The 18,133-nt window shown below is 57.1% G+C and carries 19 protein-coding genes and 1 tRNA gene; 12 read left to right on the top strand and 8 right to left on the bottom strand.

Annotated elements, in window-relative coordinates; translation table 11 throughout:
- The first annotated feature begins 96 nt into the window (after positions 1-96).
- On the top strand, positions 97-1,398 hold the full coding sequence (locus Q0955_RS20735; protein WP_299428787.1) for a FliM/FliN family flagellar motor switch protein: 1,302 nt from the start codon (positions 97-99) through the stop codon (positions 1,396-1,398).
- Between the two features lie 79 nt (positions 1,399-1,477).
- Here Q0955_RS20735 and Q0955_RS20730 read toward each other — a convergent pair whose 3' ends face one another.
- From Q0955_RS20730 to Q0955_RS20715, 4 genes are read right to left on the bottom strand one after another with little or no spacing between them, the layout of a single operon-like run.
- Positions 1,478-1,906 carry a TIGR01244 family sulfur transferase gene (locus tag Q0955_RS20730; RefSeq protein ID WP_299428784.1) on the bottom strand — a complete coding sequence of 143 codons (429 nt, stop codon included), beginning with the start codon at positions 1,904-1,906 and terminating at the stop codon, positions 1,478-1,480.
- A 9-nt stretch (positions 1,907-1,915) separates the two neighbouring features.
- Entirely contained in the window at positions 1,916-2,350 is a 435-nt protein-coding gene (locus tag Q0955_RS20725; protein WP_299428782.1) for a DUF6691 family protein, read from the bottom strand.
- Positions 2,350-2,775 (bottom strand): YeeE/YedE thiosulfate transporter family protein, encoded by a 426-nt coding sequence (locus Q0955_RS20720; RefSeq protein ID WP_299428818.1) that lies wholly within the window; start codon positions 2,773-2,775, stop codon positions 2,350-2,352. The genes Q0955_RS20725 and Q0955_RS20720 overlap by 1 nt, the downstream gene beginning before the upstream one ends.
- A 43-nt stretch (positions 2,776-2,818) precedes the next feature.
- The gene (locus Q0955_RS20715; RefSeq protein ID WP_299428779.1) at positions 2,819-3,682 is read right to left on the bottom strand and encodes an MBL fold metallo-hydrolase; all 864 of its coding nucleotides are present in this window, start codon (positions 3,680-3,682) and stop codon (positions 2,819-2,821) included.
- Between the two features lie 209 nt (positions 3,683-3,891).
- Between Q0955_RS20715 and Q0955_RS20710 the strand changes: the two genes are divergently transcribed.
- The 3 genes from Q0955_RS20710 to Q0955_RS20700 all read left to right on the top strand — a co-directional run bounded on the left by Q0955_RS20710 (position 3,892) and on the right by Q0955_RS20700 (position 6,675).
- A complete protein-coding gene (locus tag Q0955_RS20710) occupies positions 3,892-4,212 on the top strand; it encodes a TraR/DksA C4-type zinc finger protein (RefSeq protein ID WP_299428776.1) in 321 nt (106 codons plus the stop codon).
- Between the two features lie 49 nt (positions 4,213-4,261).
- The gene (locus Q0955_RS20705) at positions 4,262-4,477 is read left to right on the top strand and encodes a hypothetical protein (protein WP_299428773.1); all 216 of its coding nucleotides are present in this window, start codon (positions 4,262-4,264) and stop codon (positions 4,475-4,477) included.
- 128 nt (positions 4,478-4,605) lie between these two features.
- Positions 4,606-6,675 carry an enoyl-CoA hydratase-related protein gene (locus Q0955_RS20700; RefSeq protein ID WP_299428770.1) on the top strand — a complete coding sequence of 690 codons (2,070 nt, stop codon included), beginning with the start codon at positions 4,606-4,608 and terminating at the stop codon, positions 6,673-6,675.
- A 3-nt stretch (positions 6,676-6,678) separates the two neighbouring features.
- On the opposite strand, the gene Q0955_RS20695 is transcribed toward Q0955_RS20700, so the two are convergent.
- Entirely contained in the window at positions 6,679-6,894 is a 216-nt protein-coding gene (locus Q0955_RS20695) for a hypothetical protein (RefSeq protein ID WP_299428768.1), read from the bottom strand.
- Positions 6,895-7,117: 223 nt separating this feature from the next.
- Between Q0955_RS20695 and Q0955_RS20690 the strand changes: the two genes are divergently transcribed.
- Positions 7,118-7,381 (top strand): DUF2312 domain-containing protein, encoded by a 264-nt coding sequence (locus Q0955_RS20690; RefSeq protein ID WP_299428765.1) that lies wholly within the window; start codon positions 7,118-7,120, stop codon positions 7,379-7,381.
- A 59-nt stretch (positions 7,382-7,440) separates the two neighbouring features.
- Here the strand turns inward: Q0955_RS20690 and Q0955_RS20685 are convergent, their stop codons facing one another.
- Positions 7,441-8,316: a hypothetical protein gene (locus Q0955_RS20685; RefSeq protein WP_299428762.1), complete on the bottom strand. Its 876-nt coding sequence runs from the start codon at positions 8,314-8,316 to the stop codon at positions 7,441-7,443.
- A gap of 166 nt (positions 8,317-8,482) precedes the next feature.
- On the opposite strand from Q0955_RS20685, the gene Q0955_RS20680 reads away from it, so the two are divergent.
- From Q0955_RS20680 to Q0955_RS20650, 7 genes are all read left to right on the top strand, one after another.
- The gene (locus Q0955_RS20680) at positions 8,483-10,096 is read left to right on the top strand and encodes an iron ABC transporter permease (protein ID WP_299428815.1); all 1,614 of its coding nucleotides are present in this window, start codon (positions 8,483-8,485) and stop codon (positions 10,094-10,096) included.
- Between the two features lie 48 nt (positions 10,097-10,144).
- A tRNA-Thr gene (locus Q0955_RS20675) sits at positions 10,145-10,220 on the top strand.
- 166 nt (positions 10,221-10,386) lie between these two features.
- A complete protein-coding gene (locus tag Q0955_RS20670; protein ID WP_299428760.1) occupies positions 10,387-10,533 on the top strand; it encodes a hypothetical protein in 147 nt (48 codons plus the stop codon).
- 552 nt (positions 10,534-11,085) lie between these two features.
- On the top strand, positions 11,086-12,336 hold the full coding sequence (locus Q0955_RS20665) for a sarcosine oxidase subunit beta family protein (protein WP_299428757.1): 1,251 nt from the start codon (positions 11,086-11,088) through the stop codon (positions 12,334-12,336).
- A gap of 12 nt (positions 12,337-12,348) precedes the next feature.
- Positions 12,349-12,636: a sarcosine oxidase subunit delta gene (locus Q0955_RS20660; RefSeq protein ID WP_299428754.1), complete on the top strand. Its 288-nt coding sequence runs from the start codon at positions 12,349-12,351 to the stop codon at positions 12,634-12,636.
- The gene (locus Q0955_RS20655) at positions 12,633-15,590 is read left to right on the top strand and encodes a sarcosine oxidase subunit alpha family protein (protein WP_299428751.1); all 2,958 of its coding nucleotides are present in this window, start codon (positions 12,633-12,635) and stop codon (positions 15,588-15,590) included. Before Q0955_RS20660 ends, Q0955_RS20655 begins: the two co-directional genes overlap by 4 nt.
- Positions 15,583-16,143, top strand: a complete 561-nt coding sequence (locus Q0955_RS20650) for a sarcosine oxidase subunit gamma (RefSeq protein ID WP_299428748.1) — start codon at positions 15,583-15,585, stop codon at positions 16,141-16,143. The genes Q0955_RS20655 and Q0955_RS20650 overlap by 8 nt, the downstream gene beginning before the upstream one ends.
- Positions 16,144-16,147: 4 nt before the next feature.
- On the opposite strand, the gene Q0955_RS20645 is transcribed toward Q0955_RS20650, so the two are convergent.
- Together Q0955_RS20645 and Q0955_RS20640 are read right to left on the bottom strand one after the other, a co-directional pair.
- On the bottom strand, positions 16,148-17,146 hold the full coding sequence (locus Q0955_RS20645) for a GlxA family transcriptional regulator (protein WP_299428745.1): 999 nt from the start codon (positions 17,144-17,146) through the stop codon (positions 16,148-16,150).
- A complete protein-coding gene (locus tag Q0955_RS20640) occupies positions 17,143-18,021 on the bottom strand; it encodes a LysR family transcriptional regulator (protein WP_299428742.1) in 879 nt (292 codons plus the stop codon). The genes Q0955_RS20645 and Q0955_RS20640 overlap by 4 nt, the downstream gene beginning before the upstream one ends.
- Between the last annotated feature and the right edge of the window lie 112 nt (positions 18,022-18,133).

Below are 18,133 nucleotides of genomic sequence, written 5' to 3'. Positions count from 1 at the left end.
AATTTCACACGGATTTTGAGGGTCTCGTAGAGGCCCTGTTAACCTTATTGCGGCACATCTGTCGTGTAAGGAGCCACAAACAGGGCAGATCCGGATATGAGTGAAACTCAAGCCACCTCTATTCTAAGACGTAAAGCAGCGGATGGGCGGACCGAGCATCAAGCGCGCGCGATGACCCCCAACAAGGCTCTGCGCCTTGGCCTCGCTTTGGCTGCGGAAAAAGGTATGGATCTGGCATTGGATGTGACCGATGTGCGCCATGTTAAGCTGCCGCACCGCGCCGTTGAGGTGACGCTGGACAATGAATCCCTGTTGATCTTGCTTGAAGGGCAGAATGGTGAGCCCGGCGCCCTGGCGATGGATATGCAAGTGATGGCTGGGTTGGTGGAGTTCCAAACCCTTGGCCAGGTTGTTCCCAAGCCGGTAACGGACCGTGTGCCCACCAAAGTGGATGCCGCGCTGATCACGCCGTTTTTGGAAGATGCGCTCATGCGCTATGTGCGCATGTTGGCAGAGGAAGGTGAAGCGCCTTACTGGCTACAGCACTACAAATTTGGCGCAATGATGCTTGATACGCGCACGCTGTCCTTGGCGATGACGGCGCAGGATTACCATATGTTTGTGCTCGACGTGAAACTCGAGCGGGGCAAGAAAACCGGCACCATGGCGTTGCTGTTCCCGGATGTGCAGGTGTTGGTCAATGAACCCGAAGAAGACGCGGAAACCGACGCCGAGAAGTTTCAGAATGGTGTGAAAGAGGCCACGACGTTGCTGAATGCTGTCGTCGGCAAAATCAGCCTGCCTATAGCGCAGATTCAGGGGCTGCAAGTTGGCGATACCCTGCCTCTGGGGGAAGAGGCGATGCAGAACGCCACTTTGCAGGCACCAACCGGCGAAGAGATTACGGAAGTGCGTATTGGACAGCTCAATGGCATGCGTGCGGTTTGTGTGCCTGGGTTGGTGGGGGCGGTTGCACCTTCAACAGAACTGACGGTGCCGGATACGGCAGAGATGAGCATGGCTGATATGGGCGCGCCGGAGATGCCGGCGATGGAGATGCCGTCTATGGACATGCCGAGCATGGATATGCCTGCGATGGGCGGCATGGATGATATTGGTGGCGATCTGCCGGGTATGGCGGAAATGCCTGCGCTGGATGGTGCTGGTTTGCCTGATATGGGGGGCGATCTGCCGGATCTTGGTGGCGAATTGCCTGATTTGGGTGGCGGTGGCTTGCCGGACCTTGAGCCAATGGGCGAGATGGGTGTTGGTCTGGATGCAGACAACGGAATGGACGATTTTGCTGGCTTGGACGATCTCGATGATCTGATTCAGCTGGGCAACGATGAAATTGGCGATCCAGCGGCGTTGGCCGATCTGGATTTGACAGGCACATAAGACTTTCGAGCAGTCTTAACGAGCAGACACAAAAAAGCCCCGCCGGAAGAGCGGGGCTTTTTGTTTTCAGGTCAGATGCTTATCCCTGAGACTTGAGCGCTTCTAGGTGTGGCACAAGGCCAGAGACATCATAGCCGCCATTGGCTGCGGCGTTCACGATGTCGGCGACATCCATCTCTTTGGCCTGAGACAGTGCCCAGCAGATGGTCGAGCGTGTGCCAGAGCGGCAGTAGGCCAGAACCTTGCCGTCACAGCCCGCGGCGCTGTCACGTTGCAGGGCCTGGCGGTCCGGCGTCATGGTGTCCATGGTCAGCGGGTTGACCACATATTGCAGACCAGCCGCTTCGGCGGCGGCGCGCATGGTCTCGGAATGCTGATCCGGACCAACCTCGTTGTCAGGGCGGTTGTTGATGACAAGCCCAAAGCCGGCCTCGGCCAATGCGGCAAAATCTGCAGCCTCAATCTGAGGCGCGGCGAAAAAGCGGTCGGTGATCTGACGAATATCCATGGCGATTGCTTACTCGGCGGGAACGGCGCTGTCCAGTTGCGCGCGCGCCATAGGAGCCAGTGCCATGCCTGCGAGCATCGCGGCGAAGAAGACCCAATGTGGCCAGCCGCCATAGCTGAGAGACGCTACGGCTGGGCCCGGGCACAGACCGGCGAGCCCCCAACCAACTCCGAATAGAACCGAGCCGAGCACAAGGTTGCGGCCGAGCTTTGGTTCAGGTGGTGCCGGGAATTCGCCTCCCACAGCCGGCTTGCGGCCGTTGGTGAACAGCCAGGCGATGGCCATCGGAATGATCGCGCCGCCCATTACAAAGGCCAGTGTTGGATCCCAGTTGCCAAAGACGTCCAGCCAGCCTTGTACCTTGGTGGTGTCTGTCATTCCGGAAATGAACAGGCCTGCGCCAAACAGGCCGCCTGCGAGCAGGGCGAGAAGAATGCGGGTCATCAGATCACTCCCAGAATATGGCGGAACAAGACCACGGTGAGGCCGCCTGCCATTATGTAGAACACTGTGGCAACCATGCCGCGCAAAGACAGGCGGGAGATGCCGCAAACGCCGTGGCCGGAGGTGCAGCCATTGGCGAGGCGGGTGCCGACGCCCACGCAGAGCCCTGCGGCGATCAGCACGGCCACGTTGGTGGTGGCGTGGGTGTTCACATCAGAGAACAGCGGGTAGAGCAGCACCGGCACCAGAAAGACCCCGGCCAAGAAGGCCAGGCGTTCGGCCATATTGCTTTTGCCAGAGCCATCGACGAGACCGCCGATGATACCGCTGGCGCCCATGACACGGCCGTTGCCAAGCAGGAAAACGGCGCCGCCGAGTCCAATAAGGAGGCCGCCGCCCAGCCCGAAGAGCCAGTCGGTAGGTATTGAGTTCAGCATGATTTTTCCTTTGATGTTCGCGCTTTAAGGATCAAAGTTTATTTACGGGAACCTTGAGGAAGACATCGCCTTCTTCATCCGGTTCCGGCATTTGCCCGGCGCGCATGTTCACTTGCAGCGACGGGATGATGAGTTTGGGCATGGCCAAAGTGGCATCGCGGCTGTCGCGCATTTCGACAAATGTGTCTTTGTCGGCGCCGTCGCCCACATGCACGTTGTTGGCTTTTTGCTCCCCCACGGTGGTTTCCCAGGCGTATTCATCGCGCCCTGGTGCTTTGTAGTCGTGACCGACAAAAATGCGGGTCTCGTCCGGTAGGGCGAGGATTTTCTGGATCGACTGATAAAGAGTCTCGGAAGAGCCGCCGGGGAAGTCACAGCGGGCTGTGCCGAAGTCCGGCATAAACAGCGTGTCGCCGACAAAGGCGGCGTCACCAATCACATAGGTCATACAGGCGGGCGTGTGGCCGGGTGTGTGCAGCACATCGCCTCGCAACTGGCCGATCATGAAGCTGTCGCCTTCTTCAAACAGCTTGTCGAACTGGCTGCCGTCACGCTGGAACTCGGTGCCCTCATTGAAAACCTTGCCAAAGGTGTCCTGTACAATGGTGATGTTTTTTCCGATGCCAATTTTTCCGCCGATTTTTTCCTGCAGATAAGGCGCGGCGGAGAGGTGATCCGCATGGACGTGGCTTTCCAGAATCCACTCCACTTTCAGGTCGTGCTTTTGCACATGGGTGATGATCTCATCAGCGGATTTGGTGTCCGTGCGGCCGGAGCTGTAGTCAAAGTCCAGAACGCTATCAATGATAGCACAGGACGCCCCTTCGGGATCTTTCACAACAAAAGAGATGGTGTTCGTCGCTTTGTCAAAAAAGGCTGTTACGTCAGGTGTCATGGCGATTCCTCTATTTGCAGGAAAACATATATGAAAGATCGCATATGTATCAAGGTGTGGTGTTTAAAACTGGTGAAAACACATGCGGAGCGGCGCATTTTTGGGCGGATATTGATGTGAATCAAGGCGCATTTATGGGGGCACTGTCAAGTTACGTGCGGGTTTTAAAACTGCGCTGCTGTGCAGTTGCCCTGGCGATGGAGGCACCGATGACTGATCACAGTACATACAAAGCTGCCCTGCTTAAACGCTTGTCAGAACTGGATAAACGACTTCATGCCATTGAGGCAGAGCTGGACATGCCGCACTCCAAAGATTGGGAAGATGCGGCTGTGGAGCATGAAGGTGATGAGGTGCTGGAAGGGCTTGGTGCCAGTGGGCAGGAGGAAATCCGTAAAATCCAAGCGGCCTTGGGGCGGTTGCGTGATGGCGCGTATGGTTTCTGTGTAAAATGCGGGGACGAGATTTCTACGGCCCGCCTAGATGTGGTGCCGGACGCGCCGCTGTGCAGTGCGTGTGCTGCTGGTTGAAGAGCGCCGCGGCGCTGATTTGTAAGTTTTACGTTTGGGAGGACGTTGTATGAATGTCGAAACTCTGTTGAGCCGTGCGGAAACCCTGGAAGCGAAAATCCAGAAAGCGGACGATATGGACCGCTATGAGCTGCATCAGCAGTTGCATCGGACTTTGGTCAATATTGAGCAGAATGGCGGGCGTGTCCCCACCCGATTGCGCCGGTTGGATTTGGAGCTGTTGGATCAGGAGATCGAGGACAGTTTCGACAATATGCCTGTTTGACCCTCGGGTAGTGTGACACATGTGCCGACCTGCGCGCACCCTGTGGATAACTGGGCTTGCGCGGGAGGCATGTGCGGCTAAACTCTGAAAACACAATGGCTTGCGCCACAGTTTGTCAGGGTTGAGGCATGACTCAGTTGCTAGATTATTCGGTCGAAGGCGGGGTTGCGATCCTGTCTATGAACCACCCCTCCACAAATGTGCTGACCGCGGAGTTGCGGGCGGCAATATTTGATGCGCTGCAAGATGCGCTCGCCGACAAGATGGTCGGGGCCATTGTCCTGCTGGGGGCTGGAGCGGAGTTTTCGGCCGGACGGGATTATTCCGAACTGGGCAAACCCATCGCGCATCCCAATCTGTCTGAACTGTGTTCGGCCATTGAAACGTCTGGCAAGCCGGTTGTCGCCGGGCTGTCTGGTGCCGTCATGGGTGGCGGGTTGGAGTTGGCCTGGGCATGTCATTATCGTGTGGCGCTGCGCAGTGTTCAGCTCGCTATGCCTGAGGTGGCGCTTGGCGTGATGCCTGGCGCTGGCGGCACACAGCGCGCGCCGCGTTTGTTGGGCGCAGACACCGCGCTCAATATCCTGTTGTCCGGTGTGATGATGCCGATCACCGCTGACGCGGTCTCAGGCATGGTGGATGAGATTATCGAAGACGATTTGCGCGAAGCTGCTATTGTTTTTGCCTTGACCTGCATTGCCAAGTACATGCCTGCGCGCCCGACGTCAGAAGCCACTGGCGGGATTGCAGACTTTCAGGCGTTTCAGGCCGGTGTGAACAAATGGGAAAAACGCATCGAGCCACGGGGGCAGGATGCGGCCCTGGCCATTTTGGAGTGCGTGAAGGCAGCCCCGCTATTGCCTTTTGAGGTTGGGGTGGAGTTTGAGCGCGAGCGATTTGAGGAGTTGGTGACCTCAGATCAAAGCTGTGCACTGCGCCATGTCGCGCTGGCAGAGCGGCGCGCGACGCGCTTGCCGGAAATGCATCAGGCGGAACCACGTCCCGTGAACACAGTGGGAGTGGTGGTTGGTGCAGACCGTGTTGGCGCGGATTTGGCGCTGGCGGCGTTGCAGAATGGCCTGAAGGTGGTGGTGACGGCGCAGGTGCCTGCGGCGTTGGAGTTGGCACAGCGGCGCATTGAAGCGGCGTTGCAACGTATGGTCACCAGTGGACGGATGGAAGATGTTGCCAGCCGCGAGATACTGGCGAGGCTGCGGGCTGAGACGGACTTTGTGGCCTTGTCTCGTGCGGACCTTGTGATTGAAGCTGTGGGGCAGGGCCGCGAGATTTCCCGGCAGATTGCGGCGCAGCTGGATGGTATCGTTAAAGACGACGCTGTGATCGCTGTGCATGATGCTGCGGCTCAGATTGGACCTGTGGCGCAGAGCACAGGCAGCCCGCAGGACGTGGTTGGGTTTTACGTTCCCAACTTGCATCTGCGTACATCAGGGGCGGAAGTCGCTGTGGGCAAAAGCACGGGGGCCGCGGCTGTGGCGACGCTGTTTGCGGTGCTGAGTGCCATCGGGTTTCTGCCGGTGCGCGCCAAGACCTACAACGGTTTGATTGGCCAGAATGTGATCGGCGCCTGCATCCGCGCGGCGGAAGATTTGGTACACATTGGCGCCGATCCCTACGAGGTGGATCGCGTGATGCACAAATGGGGGTTTTCGTTGGGGCCTTTTCAGGTTGCGGATGCTCTGGGCCTGAATGCGCCGGGACTGCGGACAGCGCAGGCGGGGATTAGCACGGTGTTGTATCGCATGGGCCGAGAGGGGCGCGGCGCGCAACGTGGATGGTATCAGTATTCACAGGAGCATCCGTTTGGGGCTGCGGATGCGGATACGCTTCGGATTGTGCAGGCCGCGCTTGAAGAAGACCCCAAACCTGTGAGCAACGTGGGGGTGCGCGATGTGGACATCGAGAAAACCTGTTTGGCTGCGATGGCCAATGCAGGTGCGCGGTTGTTGCGTTTGGGCGTTGCAGCCAAACCGTCAGACATCGATGTGGCGATGATCCACGGCTTTGGTTTCCCACGCTGGTTGGGTGGTCCAATGCAGGCGGCAGACGATCACGGCTTGGTGGACCTGCGCAATCATGTGCGCAAGCTGGCGGAGCAAGGGGATGCTTTCTGGAAGCCGGAGCCGCTGTTTGACACGTTGATCAAAAATGGCCGCGGCTTTGGGGCCTTGAACGGCTGAAGCTTAGGACAGGGAAATTCCAACCATCACAACCATCAGGCCGATCACGGACAGGAACAAAGCGCCCATGTTCAGAGGCACAACCTTTTGAACCGCGACGCGCAGCTCTTCGTCTGACAGACCGGCGCGGCGGGCTTTGGCCACTTTGACGATGGAGAGGATCAGACCAAGCAGGCCAATCATCGACATTAGGGCGCCAACCCAGATCATCCATTGCATCGCGGACTTCCTCTTTTGCGGGCGCAAACCGGGCTGCGCCTTACCTGAGATGGGCAGCTACCGGATTGTGTGGCAACGCGCAAGACAGGTGACGCGCGGCATTTGGCACAGATCACAGGAAATGGCGTTGCGGGCCTTGCAAGGCGATGCGCTTTGCGGTCTATACCTGCTTTAATCTTGGCGCCCGCGCGGCGCGCATAATCGGCACAATAAGAGGTCAGACATGAGCGAAGGCACATCTTCGGACGCGCAATACGGCGTCACCGGTCAGGAACTGAAGCAGTTCATCGAGCGCGTCGAGCGTTTGGAACTTGAGAAAAGCGAAGTGGCTGAGCAGATCAAAGAGGTCTTTGCTGAGATCAAAGGCCGTGGCTTTGATGTAAAGGCGATCCGCACTATAATTCGCGAGCGCAAGCAAGATCCCAATGACATCGCAGAGCAGGAAGCCGTGATTGACATGTATAAATCTGCGCTGGGTATGTCCTAAGATCCATCTGCTGCATGATGTGAAAACGGCTCCCATTTGGGAGCCGTTTTTGTTTTGACCTACGGGGTGAGCACCGTCACGCCAGGGATGCGCTCGATGCGGTAAACGTCTTCGTCGTAAGCTTGGGTCATCTGGTCAACCATGGCCATGGTCCAGCCAGGCAGGTCGAGTTCCTCTTCGATTTCGTCCTCAATGGCAAACTTGTCCAGGAAGGCGGCGTAGATGCGGCGTTTCTGAATTTCGGTTGTGCCGGGGTGGTCCGCGAGGAAGGCCTCCAGACGGGTCATACCCTCGTCACTCATAATGGTGCGCAGCAGATCCGTGCCGCCAGCAACTACGGTGGCGGGGTCGAGTCCCGCCATGTCGCGCATGATCTCTTCCCAAATGATTGGTGTGTCCTCATTGCACCACACCGTAACCGGCATATGCGGCACGGCCTCCCGTATGCGTACGATCAACTCCGACCAATGCAGGGCCAGCGGATCACAATCGTCGGTGACCTGTTCAATCGAATGCGTCGGGGACGCGGCCACAAGCGCGGGCACAAAAGTGGCCGGATTGCGGATCGACATAAAGATCTCCAGATCGTCGCCATAAAACAGCGAAGACACACCGCGCAGGCGCTCGCCCGCACTTGGAAACAGGCAGTTGTCGCGGATTGCCAGACGTGGCACGCCAAAGAAATTGTCATTGGACAGGATCATGCGGTCTGGTTTGGCGTCACCAATCATGCCGTTCATGATCGCACCTTTGTAATCGGTCGCCATCATGGATGAGGACATTTGGCCCAACGTGTCACGGATTTGCCGACGATAGGTCGACTGCGGTGGCAGGGCCACGCCATTGCGCGCCAGCATGTCCTGGTTTTTGGTCAGGCTGCCAAGAAGTTTGCCTTCGTCTGTAAAGTGCGCGCCTGCGTGAAGTACAATCTGCATGTTCTTTTCGTTGTTGGATTGTGCTGGATCAATTATAGCCTCGTTTCTGGACAGTAAAACCAGATTCAGGCAACACAAGGGCGCGTTAAAGGAATCCGCTGTGAAATCACATGTGACAACACCGCCCTCCGGACAGGCTTCCCGGCCCAAGGCGTTAAAAAGACTTCTGTCTTTTGATCCTTGGTCTTTTGGGGCGCTTTTGGTGGCAGCTCTGGTATTGGCGCCGATCTTGGCGGTGGTTTGGATTGCGTTTCATCCCGTGGAGAATATCTGGCCGCATTTGTTGTCGACAACCTTACCGCGTTACATGCGCAATACATTGGTGTTGATGGCTTCGGTGGGTTTCTTTGCGGCTTCAATGGGCGCCACCACGGCTTGGTTGGTGACCCGCTATCGTTTTCCTGGCGTGCGGTGGATTCAATGGGCTCTGCTGCTGCCGCTTGCCATCCCGGCTTATGTTGGCGCCTATGCGTTGGTGGATTTCCTGGAATATGCAGGGCCGGTGCAAACCGGATTGAGGGATTTGTTTGGCTGGAAAACCAGCCGCGACTACTGGTTCCCGGAAATCCGCTCCATGGGGGCGGCGATCCTGGTGCTGTCGGCGGCGATGTTCCCCTATGTTTACATCCTGGCCCGGGCGGCTTTCCGCGAACAATCCGGAGCTGGTGAAGAGGTGGCGCGCTCCTTGGGGGCAGGGCCGTTGGCCCGGTTCTGGCGTGTGGGCTTGCCGATGGCACGTCCCGCCATTGCCGCCGGCACCGCCATTGTGATGATGGAAACGGTGAATGATTTTGGCACTGTGGACTATTTTGCTGTGCAAACGCTCACCACCGGTATTTTCAGTGTCTGGCTGGAGAGTAACAACGCCGGGGGGGCGGCGCAGATTTCCAGCGTGGTGCTGATGTTGGTGATCTTGTTGGTCACCATGGAGAAAATCAGCCGTCGCAAGGTGCAGTTTTTTAGCTTGAGCAACCGCAACCGCCCGGCCGAACCGGTGAAATTAACAGGTGTCTGGGCGTGGATTGCGACAATTGCCTGTCTGTTGCCATTTTTGATTGGCTTTGTGATGCCATTTTCGGTGATTGCGCATAACGCAGCTGGCAGCCTGGACCAGTGGCGGGATCCCGCGCTTCTGTCGGCGCTTTGGAACACGCTGCGGGTGTGCGGCATTGCTGCTGTTGTCACCGTGGTTGCCGGGGTGTTTATGGTCTACGGCGTGCGCCTGTCCGGCAGAAAGTTGCCGCGACTGTTGCTGCCTATCACCACTATCGGCTATGCGGCGCCAGGTGCGGTTCTGGCAGTGGGGATCCTGATTCCCTTGGCGGTCCTGGACCATAAGTTGGCAGATGCGATCGAGCTGATCACAGGCTCGCCGACCGGGCTCTTGCTGACCGGGTCATCTTTTGCCCTGATTCTTGCCTATTGCGTGCGATTCTTCGCGATTGCCCAAGGCGCGGCCGACGGCGCCATGGGGCGCGTGCCGCCTAGCTTGCCTATGGCTGCCCGGTCTTTGGGGCGTGCAAAGGGGCAAGTGTTGCGAGAGGTCTACATGCCATTGGTGCGCGCATCGATTGGTTCGGCTCTGCTTTTGGTGTTTGTTGATTGTGTCAAAGAGCTGCCGGCGACCATGCTTTTGCGCCCATTTAACTTTGATACATTGGCCACAAGGGTGCATGAGCAAGCCAGCCTGGAGAACCTGCCAGACGCCAGCCCGGGGGCGATTATGATTGTTTTGGTGGGGCTTGTTGCGGTTGGATTGCTGGCACGTGCAAATCGCTAAAAAAGCCTCTTGCAGGTTCTGAAAGACTGCCTTAAATGAGGCTCCAGTGCCCCTATAGCTCAGCTGGTAGAGCAACTGATTTGTAATCAGTAGGTCCGCGGTTCGAGTCCGTGTGGGGGCACCATTTTTACTTTCCATTGCGTCCAATAAAGTCCGATAGTAGCCTGTATTTGCAGATTTTTGCGGTTCTTTTTGTTTGATGTTGTCCTGCCACGTATTACTTAGTCCGCCCCGTATGGGGGTATGCTTGGGGGTACGTGCCCTGCAGCACTTTGGAAGATCCCCGCCCAATGACCGTTTTGAGTGAAGCAAAGATTCGCACAATCAAACCCAAGGACAAACCGTTCAAGGAAGCAGACTTCGATGGGTTGTTCCTACTGACAAAACCCAACGGCTCGCTGATAAGCGAGAGAAAGCGTGAGGAGGTTATGAAGTGATCGAATGACAGATAGCCGCTCCTTGGGACGGCATTCTTGTCTACTATCGCCTGCATCAACGGGCAGATAGCCTCGGCGGAGGTTTGGGCGACAAAAGGGCGGTGAGAAGTCATTCTCCGCAGGTGCGTAGTGTTCGATGCGGTTCTGAAAGAACGGATATTCGGATTGAGCCGAAGCCTGCGAAAATTCGGCACCACTGCAAGTCGGCTCGGAGCCCAACCTGTGAATTCGCAACTTTCGCTTCATGCAAACGCAGCGTGAAATTCGCTGCAACCGCGTAAATCTCGACGTTGCGGCGCGGAGAGAAAACCGTTCATTCATGCAAGTCGTCGCGGAAATGACGCCTCATGGAGAAAGTCGCGGACTTTGCCATCGTTTGCTTCGGAGGCGCGAATGGAGGGCTTCCGTTTTCCTCGCAAGATCATCGTTTACCTCCGGCAATCCAAGCGTGACCAAGATTGTTGTCGTATTTGATCGCGCATTTGTCCGATCGCAAACTGGCGCGCTCTCATTCTCTATTGTTTGGTTTCTCCCGACTGAAAGGGATGATTAATGCGATATTCCGGCATTAGAGTGATCAAAGAGGCCCTGAGCGGGCATAAGGGCTGGGGGCCACTATGGCGAGACCCGGAACCGAAACCTCACTATGACTTTGTGATCATTGGTGGGGGCGGGCACGGGCTTGCAACCGCCTATTATCTGGCCAGGGAATTTGGCGAAAGCCGGATTGCGGTGCTGGAAAGAGGCTGGATTGGGGGGGGGAACGTTGGCAGAAACACGACGATCATCCGGTCAAACTACCTGCTCGATGGCAATGAACCGTTTTATGAATTTTCGCTGAAGCTCTGGGAGAGGCTTGAACAGGACTTCAACTATAACGCCATGGTCAGTCAGCGTGGTATTCTGAACCTTGTGCACACGGATGCTCAGCGGGATGCGGCGCGTCGGAGGGGCAATGCGATGATCCTTAACGGATCTGATGCGGAACTTCTGGATACGGAAGGGGTGCGCAAGCTGTACCCTTTCCTGAACTTCGACAACGCACGCTTCCCGATCAAGGGTGGGCTTCTACATCGCCGGGGCGGAACTGTGCGCCATGATGCGGTGGCCTGGGGCTACGCCCGTGGGGCGGATCAGCGGGGCGTGGATATCATTCAGAACTGCGAAGCCACGGGCTTTAAGGTCGAGGATGGGAAATGCCTGGGCGTGGAAACCACACGTGGATTTATCGGCGCAGGTAAGGTCGGGGTGTCGGTTGCCGGATCGTCCAGCCGAGTTATGGCACTGGCGGGTATGCGTCTGCCGATGGAAAGCCATGTGTTGCAGGCGTTCGTATCCGAGGGGCTGAAACCTGTGTTGCCGGGCGTGATCACCTATGGTGCCGGGCATTTCTATTGCAGCCAGTCTGACAAAGGCGGGCTTGTCTTCGGCGGTGATATCGATGGGTACAACTCCTACGCACAGCGCGGCAATCTTCCGGTGATCGAAGATGTGGCAGAGGGCGGGGTTTCCCTGATCCCGGCGCTTGGGCGGGTGCGTCTTCTGCGCGCCTGGGGCGGGATCATGGATATGTCCATGGATGGTTCCCCAATCATCGACAACACCCATATTGAGGGCCTCTCATTCAACGGCGGCTGGTGTTACGGCGGGTTCAAGGCAACTCCGGCGGCGGGCTGGTGCTTTGCGCATCTGCTAAAAACCGGTCAGCCACATGAAACCGCCACAGCCTATCGGTTCGATCGTTTCCGGCGCGGTTACATGATCGATGAAAAAGGCCAGGGCGCACAGCCCAACCTGCATTGAGGAGCATCGGACATGATTATCAACCATCCGCTTCTTGGCCCACGCGACGCGCAGGAATTCACTTATCTGGGGGACGCCTCCCTGATCCATCGTCCGGACTGGCAAGGTGAAGATGCGAGCGGGCAGTTTCACGACTATCTTTACCTGCGCGACAACCTGGCAGGGCAACACCGGGAGCTCTGGTTCCACGAGGTAGGCGACCGGTCCTGGCTGGTCGTGACCCGCAACACCCTGACCCATGAGATCACCAATGTAGAACTGGCCCGGGATGTGGCCCGCAGAGAGGGGCGCGGCAAATGACCCAGAAGAACCGTGTGAACGGGGGGCTGATTGATCGCAGCTCCCGCGTGAATTTCCAATTCGATGGGAAAACCTATCAGGGGCATAATGGGGATACGCTTGCCTCTGCTCTGCTGGCAAATGATGTGCGCCTAATGGGGCGGTCGTTCAAGTATCATCGCCCACGCGGTGTGATGACTGCGGGATCGGAGGAACCCAATGCATTGATGAAACTGCGTACGGGCGCACGTCAGGAACCAAACAGCCGCGCGACTGTGACTGAGCTTTTTGACGGGCTGGAAGCACGGTCCCAGAACCGTTTTCCATCCTTGAAGTTTGATTTCATGGGGATAAATGACCGGTTCAGCAATTTTCTGACTGCTGGCTTCTATTATAAAACCTTCATGTGGCCGCGCGCCTTTTGGGAAAAGCTTTATGAACCGGTGATACGCAAGGCGGCCGGCCTTGGCTCGATCTCCTTTGAAGATGATCCGGACAGTTATGACAAAGGGTTCCTGCATTGCGACCTTCTGGTGATCGGCTCTGGCCCGGCCGGACTGATGGCTGCGCTAACGGCGGGGCGGGCCGGGGCGCGGGTCATTTTGGCGGAAGAAGATTTCATCACCGGCGGGCGGCTGAATACGGAAACCTATGCGGTGGCCGGCATGAGCGGGTCTGACTGGGCGCGCTCTGTCATGGCTGAGCTAGAAAGCCTTGAAAGCGTGCGCATCCTGACCCGCACCACCGTGGTCGGTGCTTTTGATCACGGCATTTACGGCGCGGTAGAACGTGTGTCAGATCACATGCTTGCGCCGGAAAGTGGCAAGCCGCGTCAGATCCTCTGGCGGATCTATTCAAAGCGGGCTGTTCTGGCGGCTGGCGCGACTGAGCGTCCGATCGCCTTTGAAAACAATGACCGGCCGGGGGTGATGATGGCGGGTGCTGTGCGGGCCTATGTCAACCGCTGGGCCGTGACCCCGCATCAGCAGGTTGCTGTCTTTACAAACAATGATGACGGGCATCGAACGGCGGCGGATCTGATTGCCGAAGGTGTTGACGTCACCGGCGTGATTGACGTGCGCCCGGATGCGCCATCTCTAGCCGGGATTGAAGTTTTCGCAGGTGCGCGCGTTGTAAACAGCAAAGGGCTTCTGGGGCTGAAATCCGTGCAGATCCGTCTGGCGAATGGTGAGATACGTGATCTGACCTGTGGTGCGCTTGGGGTCTCCGGCGGCTGGAACCCGAATGTGCATCTAACCTGTCACCAGCGTGGCAGGCCCGTGTGGAACGATGCTATTGCTGCTTTTGTTCCCGGTGGGGAAATGCCTGCCGGTCTCACAGTGGCCGGGGCGGCAAATGGGCATCTCTCGACCGCACAGGCTCTGCAAACCGGGGCGGAAGCGGCGGTAAGTGCCCTGACAGGTCTTGGCGTCAGTGCCGCAGCCCCGGATCTGCCTGAGGCAGAAGATGCGCCCAACTCCCTGACGCCCTTCTGGTACGTGAAGGAAGGCAAAGGCCGGGCCTGGATTGACCCGCAGAATGATGTGACCGTTAAAGACATCAAACTAGCGCATCAGGAAAACTTCCGCTCTGTCGAACATCTGAAACGCTACACGACGCTTGGTATGGCAACCGATCAGGGCAAGACCTCCAATATGGGCGGGCTTGCGGTAATGGCAGAGCTGACTGGGAAATCCATCCCGGAAACCGGTACAACAATCTTCCGTCCCCCCTATACACCGGTTGCGATGGGTGCACTTGCTGGGCGGTCTATCGGCAAGAATTTCCATCCGACCCGCGAAACACCCAGCCATAAATGGGCCGTGGAACAGGGCGCTGAATTTGTTGAGGTCGGCAACTGGCTGCGTGCGCAATGGTTCCCGCAACCGGGCGAAACACACTGGCGTCAGTCTGTTGATCGCGAGGTTCTGCAGACCCGCAAATCGGTTGGCATCTGTGATGTGACCACCCTTGGGAAGATCGATGTTCAGGGCGCAGATGCGGCGGAGTTTCTGAACAAAATCTACGCCAATGGCTTTGCGAAACTGCCTGTGGGTAAGGTGCGTTATGGTCTGATGCTGCGTGAAGATGGCATAGCCTATGATGATGGCACAGCAGCCCGTCTGGCTGAAGATCACTTTGTCGTCACAACCACCACCGCAAACGCGGTACTGGTCTATCGCAATATGGAGTTCGCGCGTCAGTGTCTCTGGCCGGATCTGGATGTACAGCTAATTTCAACGACAGAAGCCTGGGCGCAATATGCGGTGGCTGGTCCCAAATCCCGTAAATTGCTTCAGAAGCTCGTGGACCCGGAATTTGACCTTTCAAATGATGCTTTTCCTTTCATGGCATGTGGTGAAATCACGGTTTGTGGCGGGGTGCGGGCGCGGCTCTTCCGTATCTCTTTCTCAGGTGAACTGGCGTATGAAGTTGCGGTGCCGACCCGTTACGGCGATGCGATGATCCGTGCGCTGATGGAGGCCGGAGAGGAATTTGACGCCGTCCCATACGGAACCGAAGCTCTGGGTGTCATGCGCATTGAAAAAGGACATGCGGCAGGCAACGAGTTGAACGGCACGACCACCGCGCTGAACCTGGGTCTTGGCCGGATGGTCAGCAAGAAGAAAGACTGTATCGGCAATGTGCTGAGCGAACGTGAAGGTTTGAACGCGACGGATGCCCTGCGCCTTGTTGGTCTGCGGCCGGTGGATAGCAAAGAAGTGATTCCGGCCGGTGCGCATCTGATGAATGCCGACGGTTCTGTCAGTGCGAAAACTGATCTGGGCTATGTGACCTCTGCCGCCTATTCCCCGATCCTTGGCTGTTCCATCGCGTTGGCCTTCCTTAAAGGCGGGGGGGATCGCATGGGCGATGTTCTGCGGGTGATAAACCCGCTGGAAGGCCAGGAAGTCCGGGCCGAGGTTGTCAGCGCCCATTTTGTAGATCCAGAAGGAGAGCGTCTGCGTGCTTAAACTTAAGTCCATAACCCCGCTTGGCGCGGATGAAGCCCGCGTTGATCGCTTTACAGGTCTCACGATCACTGAGGTCACAGAGCGGGCGCTTGTCTCTCTCACTGCGCGTAATGACCAGGCTGATGCTATCCGTGACAAAGCCCGCGGCCTTTTGGGTATTGATTTGCCGGATATCGGTGACTCAGCCATGGGTAACATTCGTTCAGTCTTCTGGATTGGACCGGAAAGCTGGATGATTGATATGCCTTATAGCGGGAATGAATACCTAGCGCGCCAGGTGAAACAAGCGATGGGGGATAGTGCTTCTGTTGTGGAGCAAACTGATGGCTGGTGTCGTTTTGATCTTGAGGGTGCCACTATGAACAGCGTTCTGGAGCGCCTGTGTAATGCGGACAGCGCCAATTTGGCAGAGCGTGCCGTGACCCGCACCCAGATCCACCATCTCGGCTGTTTCCTCTGGCGTCAGAAGGATGGCTTCGCTGTCTTTGGCCCGCGTTCTTCTGCGGCTTCCCTGCATCATGCCCTGCTGCAGGCCGCGCAATCCGTCTGCTGACCTTTCACACCGATGGCAGGCAACTGCCGTCGGTCACGCGAAAACTGTTGCGGTTTTTCCGGTCTTCTTGCGGCGTCACGCCGTAAACCTCTTTATAGTGGTTGAGCATTGGCGACGTGGAAGAATAGCCCACAGAAAAGGCAATCTCCGTCAGCGTATCACTGGAATAAAGCACCAGTTGCCGCGCCTGTTTCAGCCGCAGCAGGCGGTAGTATTTCAGGGGGCTTTCCCCGGTGGCGCGGCGAAAACTGCGCTCAAGGCTGCGCGTCGACATGTTCACGGCAGCGGCCACATCCTTGATTTGCACCGGGTCCTCAATATGTTCCGCAAACATCTGAATGGCCTTGCTGACCTGCTTTGGCATCGTATCGGTCGTGGTGGCTGTCGTCAGGGATGGCGTCTTCTGCGAAACCTCGCCCGTGCGCACAAACGGATGCTGAAACCAGCAGGCGACCTCCGTCATGATCTCTGGGCCCAGGGATTTTTCAATCAGGCTAAGCATCAGATCAAACACCGCTGCGGCTCCGGCTGCGGTCAGACGCTGTTCCCCTTCACAGATCACGGTTTTCACGGGTGTGACCTTCGGAAATTCCGCGGCGAAAGCTGCGTCATAACACCAGTGTACCGAGATTGGATGCCCATCCATCAGGCCTGTGCGGGCCAGGGGAAAGATGCCCCCGCTGAACGCGCCAAGTGATTTGCCCACGCGCAGACGCCTTTGCAGGAAGGCGGTTGCTTTCGTGACATTGGCAAACGCCCCGTCGGGGCTTGAGGTCAGGAAGACATGATCGAGTTCTGTCTGATCGGACAGAATACCGTCCGGTGCGAAGACCACTCCCGCAGAAGACGTCACAGCCTCCCCGGTTTCGCTAAGCACGCGCCAGCGGAAAGCTCTAGTGCCGGCGATTTCATTTGCCGCGCGCAGGGGCTCTATCGCGGAAGTCAGACAGGCCATGGGGAAGCCAGGGAAAATCACGAAACCAAGCGTTACCGTTTGTGTCATGGCTGGTTCTCTGGCTGGATCTCTGCAACGGTGGCAAATATCTGTTTTTCAAACTCCCGCGCGGCGGGGGAGCTGGGGAGATCCAATTTGCGCAGCAGGTGAATCTGCCGATCCGGTGGGGAATCAGGCAAGGGCAGGAACGCCAGATCACTGCTTTCTGCCATGCGAAGGGTCATTTCCGGCAATACTGTCACCCCAAGATCCGCCCGCACCATCGCCAGCAGGGAAGTGATGTTATGCACACTCAGAAGCGCTTCAGAGTGGATGTCTCGGAACGCTTCGGCAGTGATCAGTCGGGACAGCTCATTGGCAATAAAGCGGTGCCGGCTTATCGCTTCCCAGGTGAGTGTTTGCCCGGATTTCACCAGGGGATGCTCGGAGGGGCAGATCAGGCCAAACCTGTCAGATAGCAGATTTTGGCGATGCAATACGCCCCCGCTGAGCCCGGCTGAAGCGATACCGATATCAAGCCGGCCACGGGATAATTCATGCAGAATTGTGGCCGAGTCCATATCGCGTAATTCGATCTGAACACCTGGAAAATCGTTTATAAAACGGGCAATTGCTCGTGGCATGACGGTCGATGCAACAGAAGGTACCGCCGCCACTCGCACGCGCCCGTGGCGGGCGTTGGCAAAGCTCTCAATCGCATGAACTGTGCTATCAAACTGGTATAGCTCACGTTCAGCCTGTTCGAGAACGAAACTGCCAAGGGCGGTCAGCCGGTTCTTGCGATCCGTTTTAAACAGGGGTTCCCCAAGGTGATCTTCCAACTGCTTCAGCATCATGGAAACAGCCGATGGCGTGCGCCCCAACTGATGCGCCGCCTCTGACAGTTTTCCGCTCCGCGCCACCGCTGCAAAGCAGCGCAGCATTTCGATTTTTACAGCCATGTTTCAGTTTTATTGAAATTGAGTTCATTTGTTTGAATTTGACTGAAATTATCAAAATTGTCCATGATGATCTCGCAATTGCACGCAGACTTAA

The sequence above is a fragment of the uncultured Shimia sp. genome, from assembly GCF_947493595.1.
Taxonomy (GTDB): Bacteria; Pseudomonadota; Alphaproteobacteria; order Rhodobacterales; family Rhodobacteraceae; genus Shimia.
This window is presented reverse-complemented; position numbering and strand designations above follow the sequence as displayed.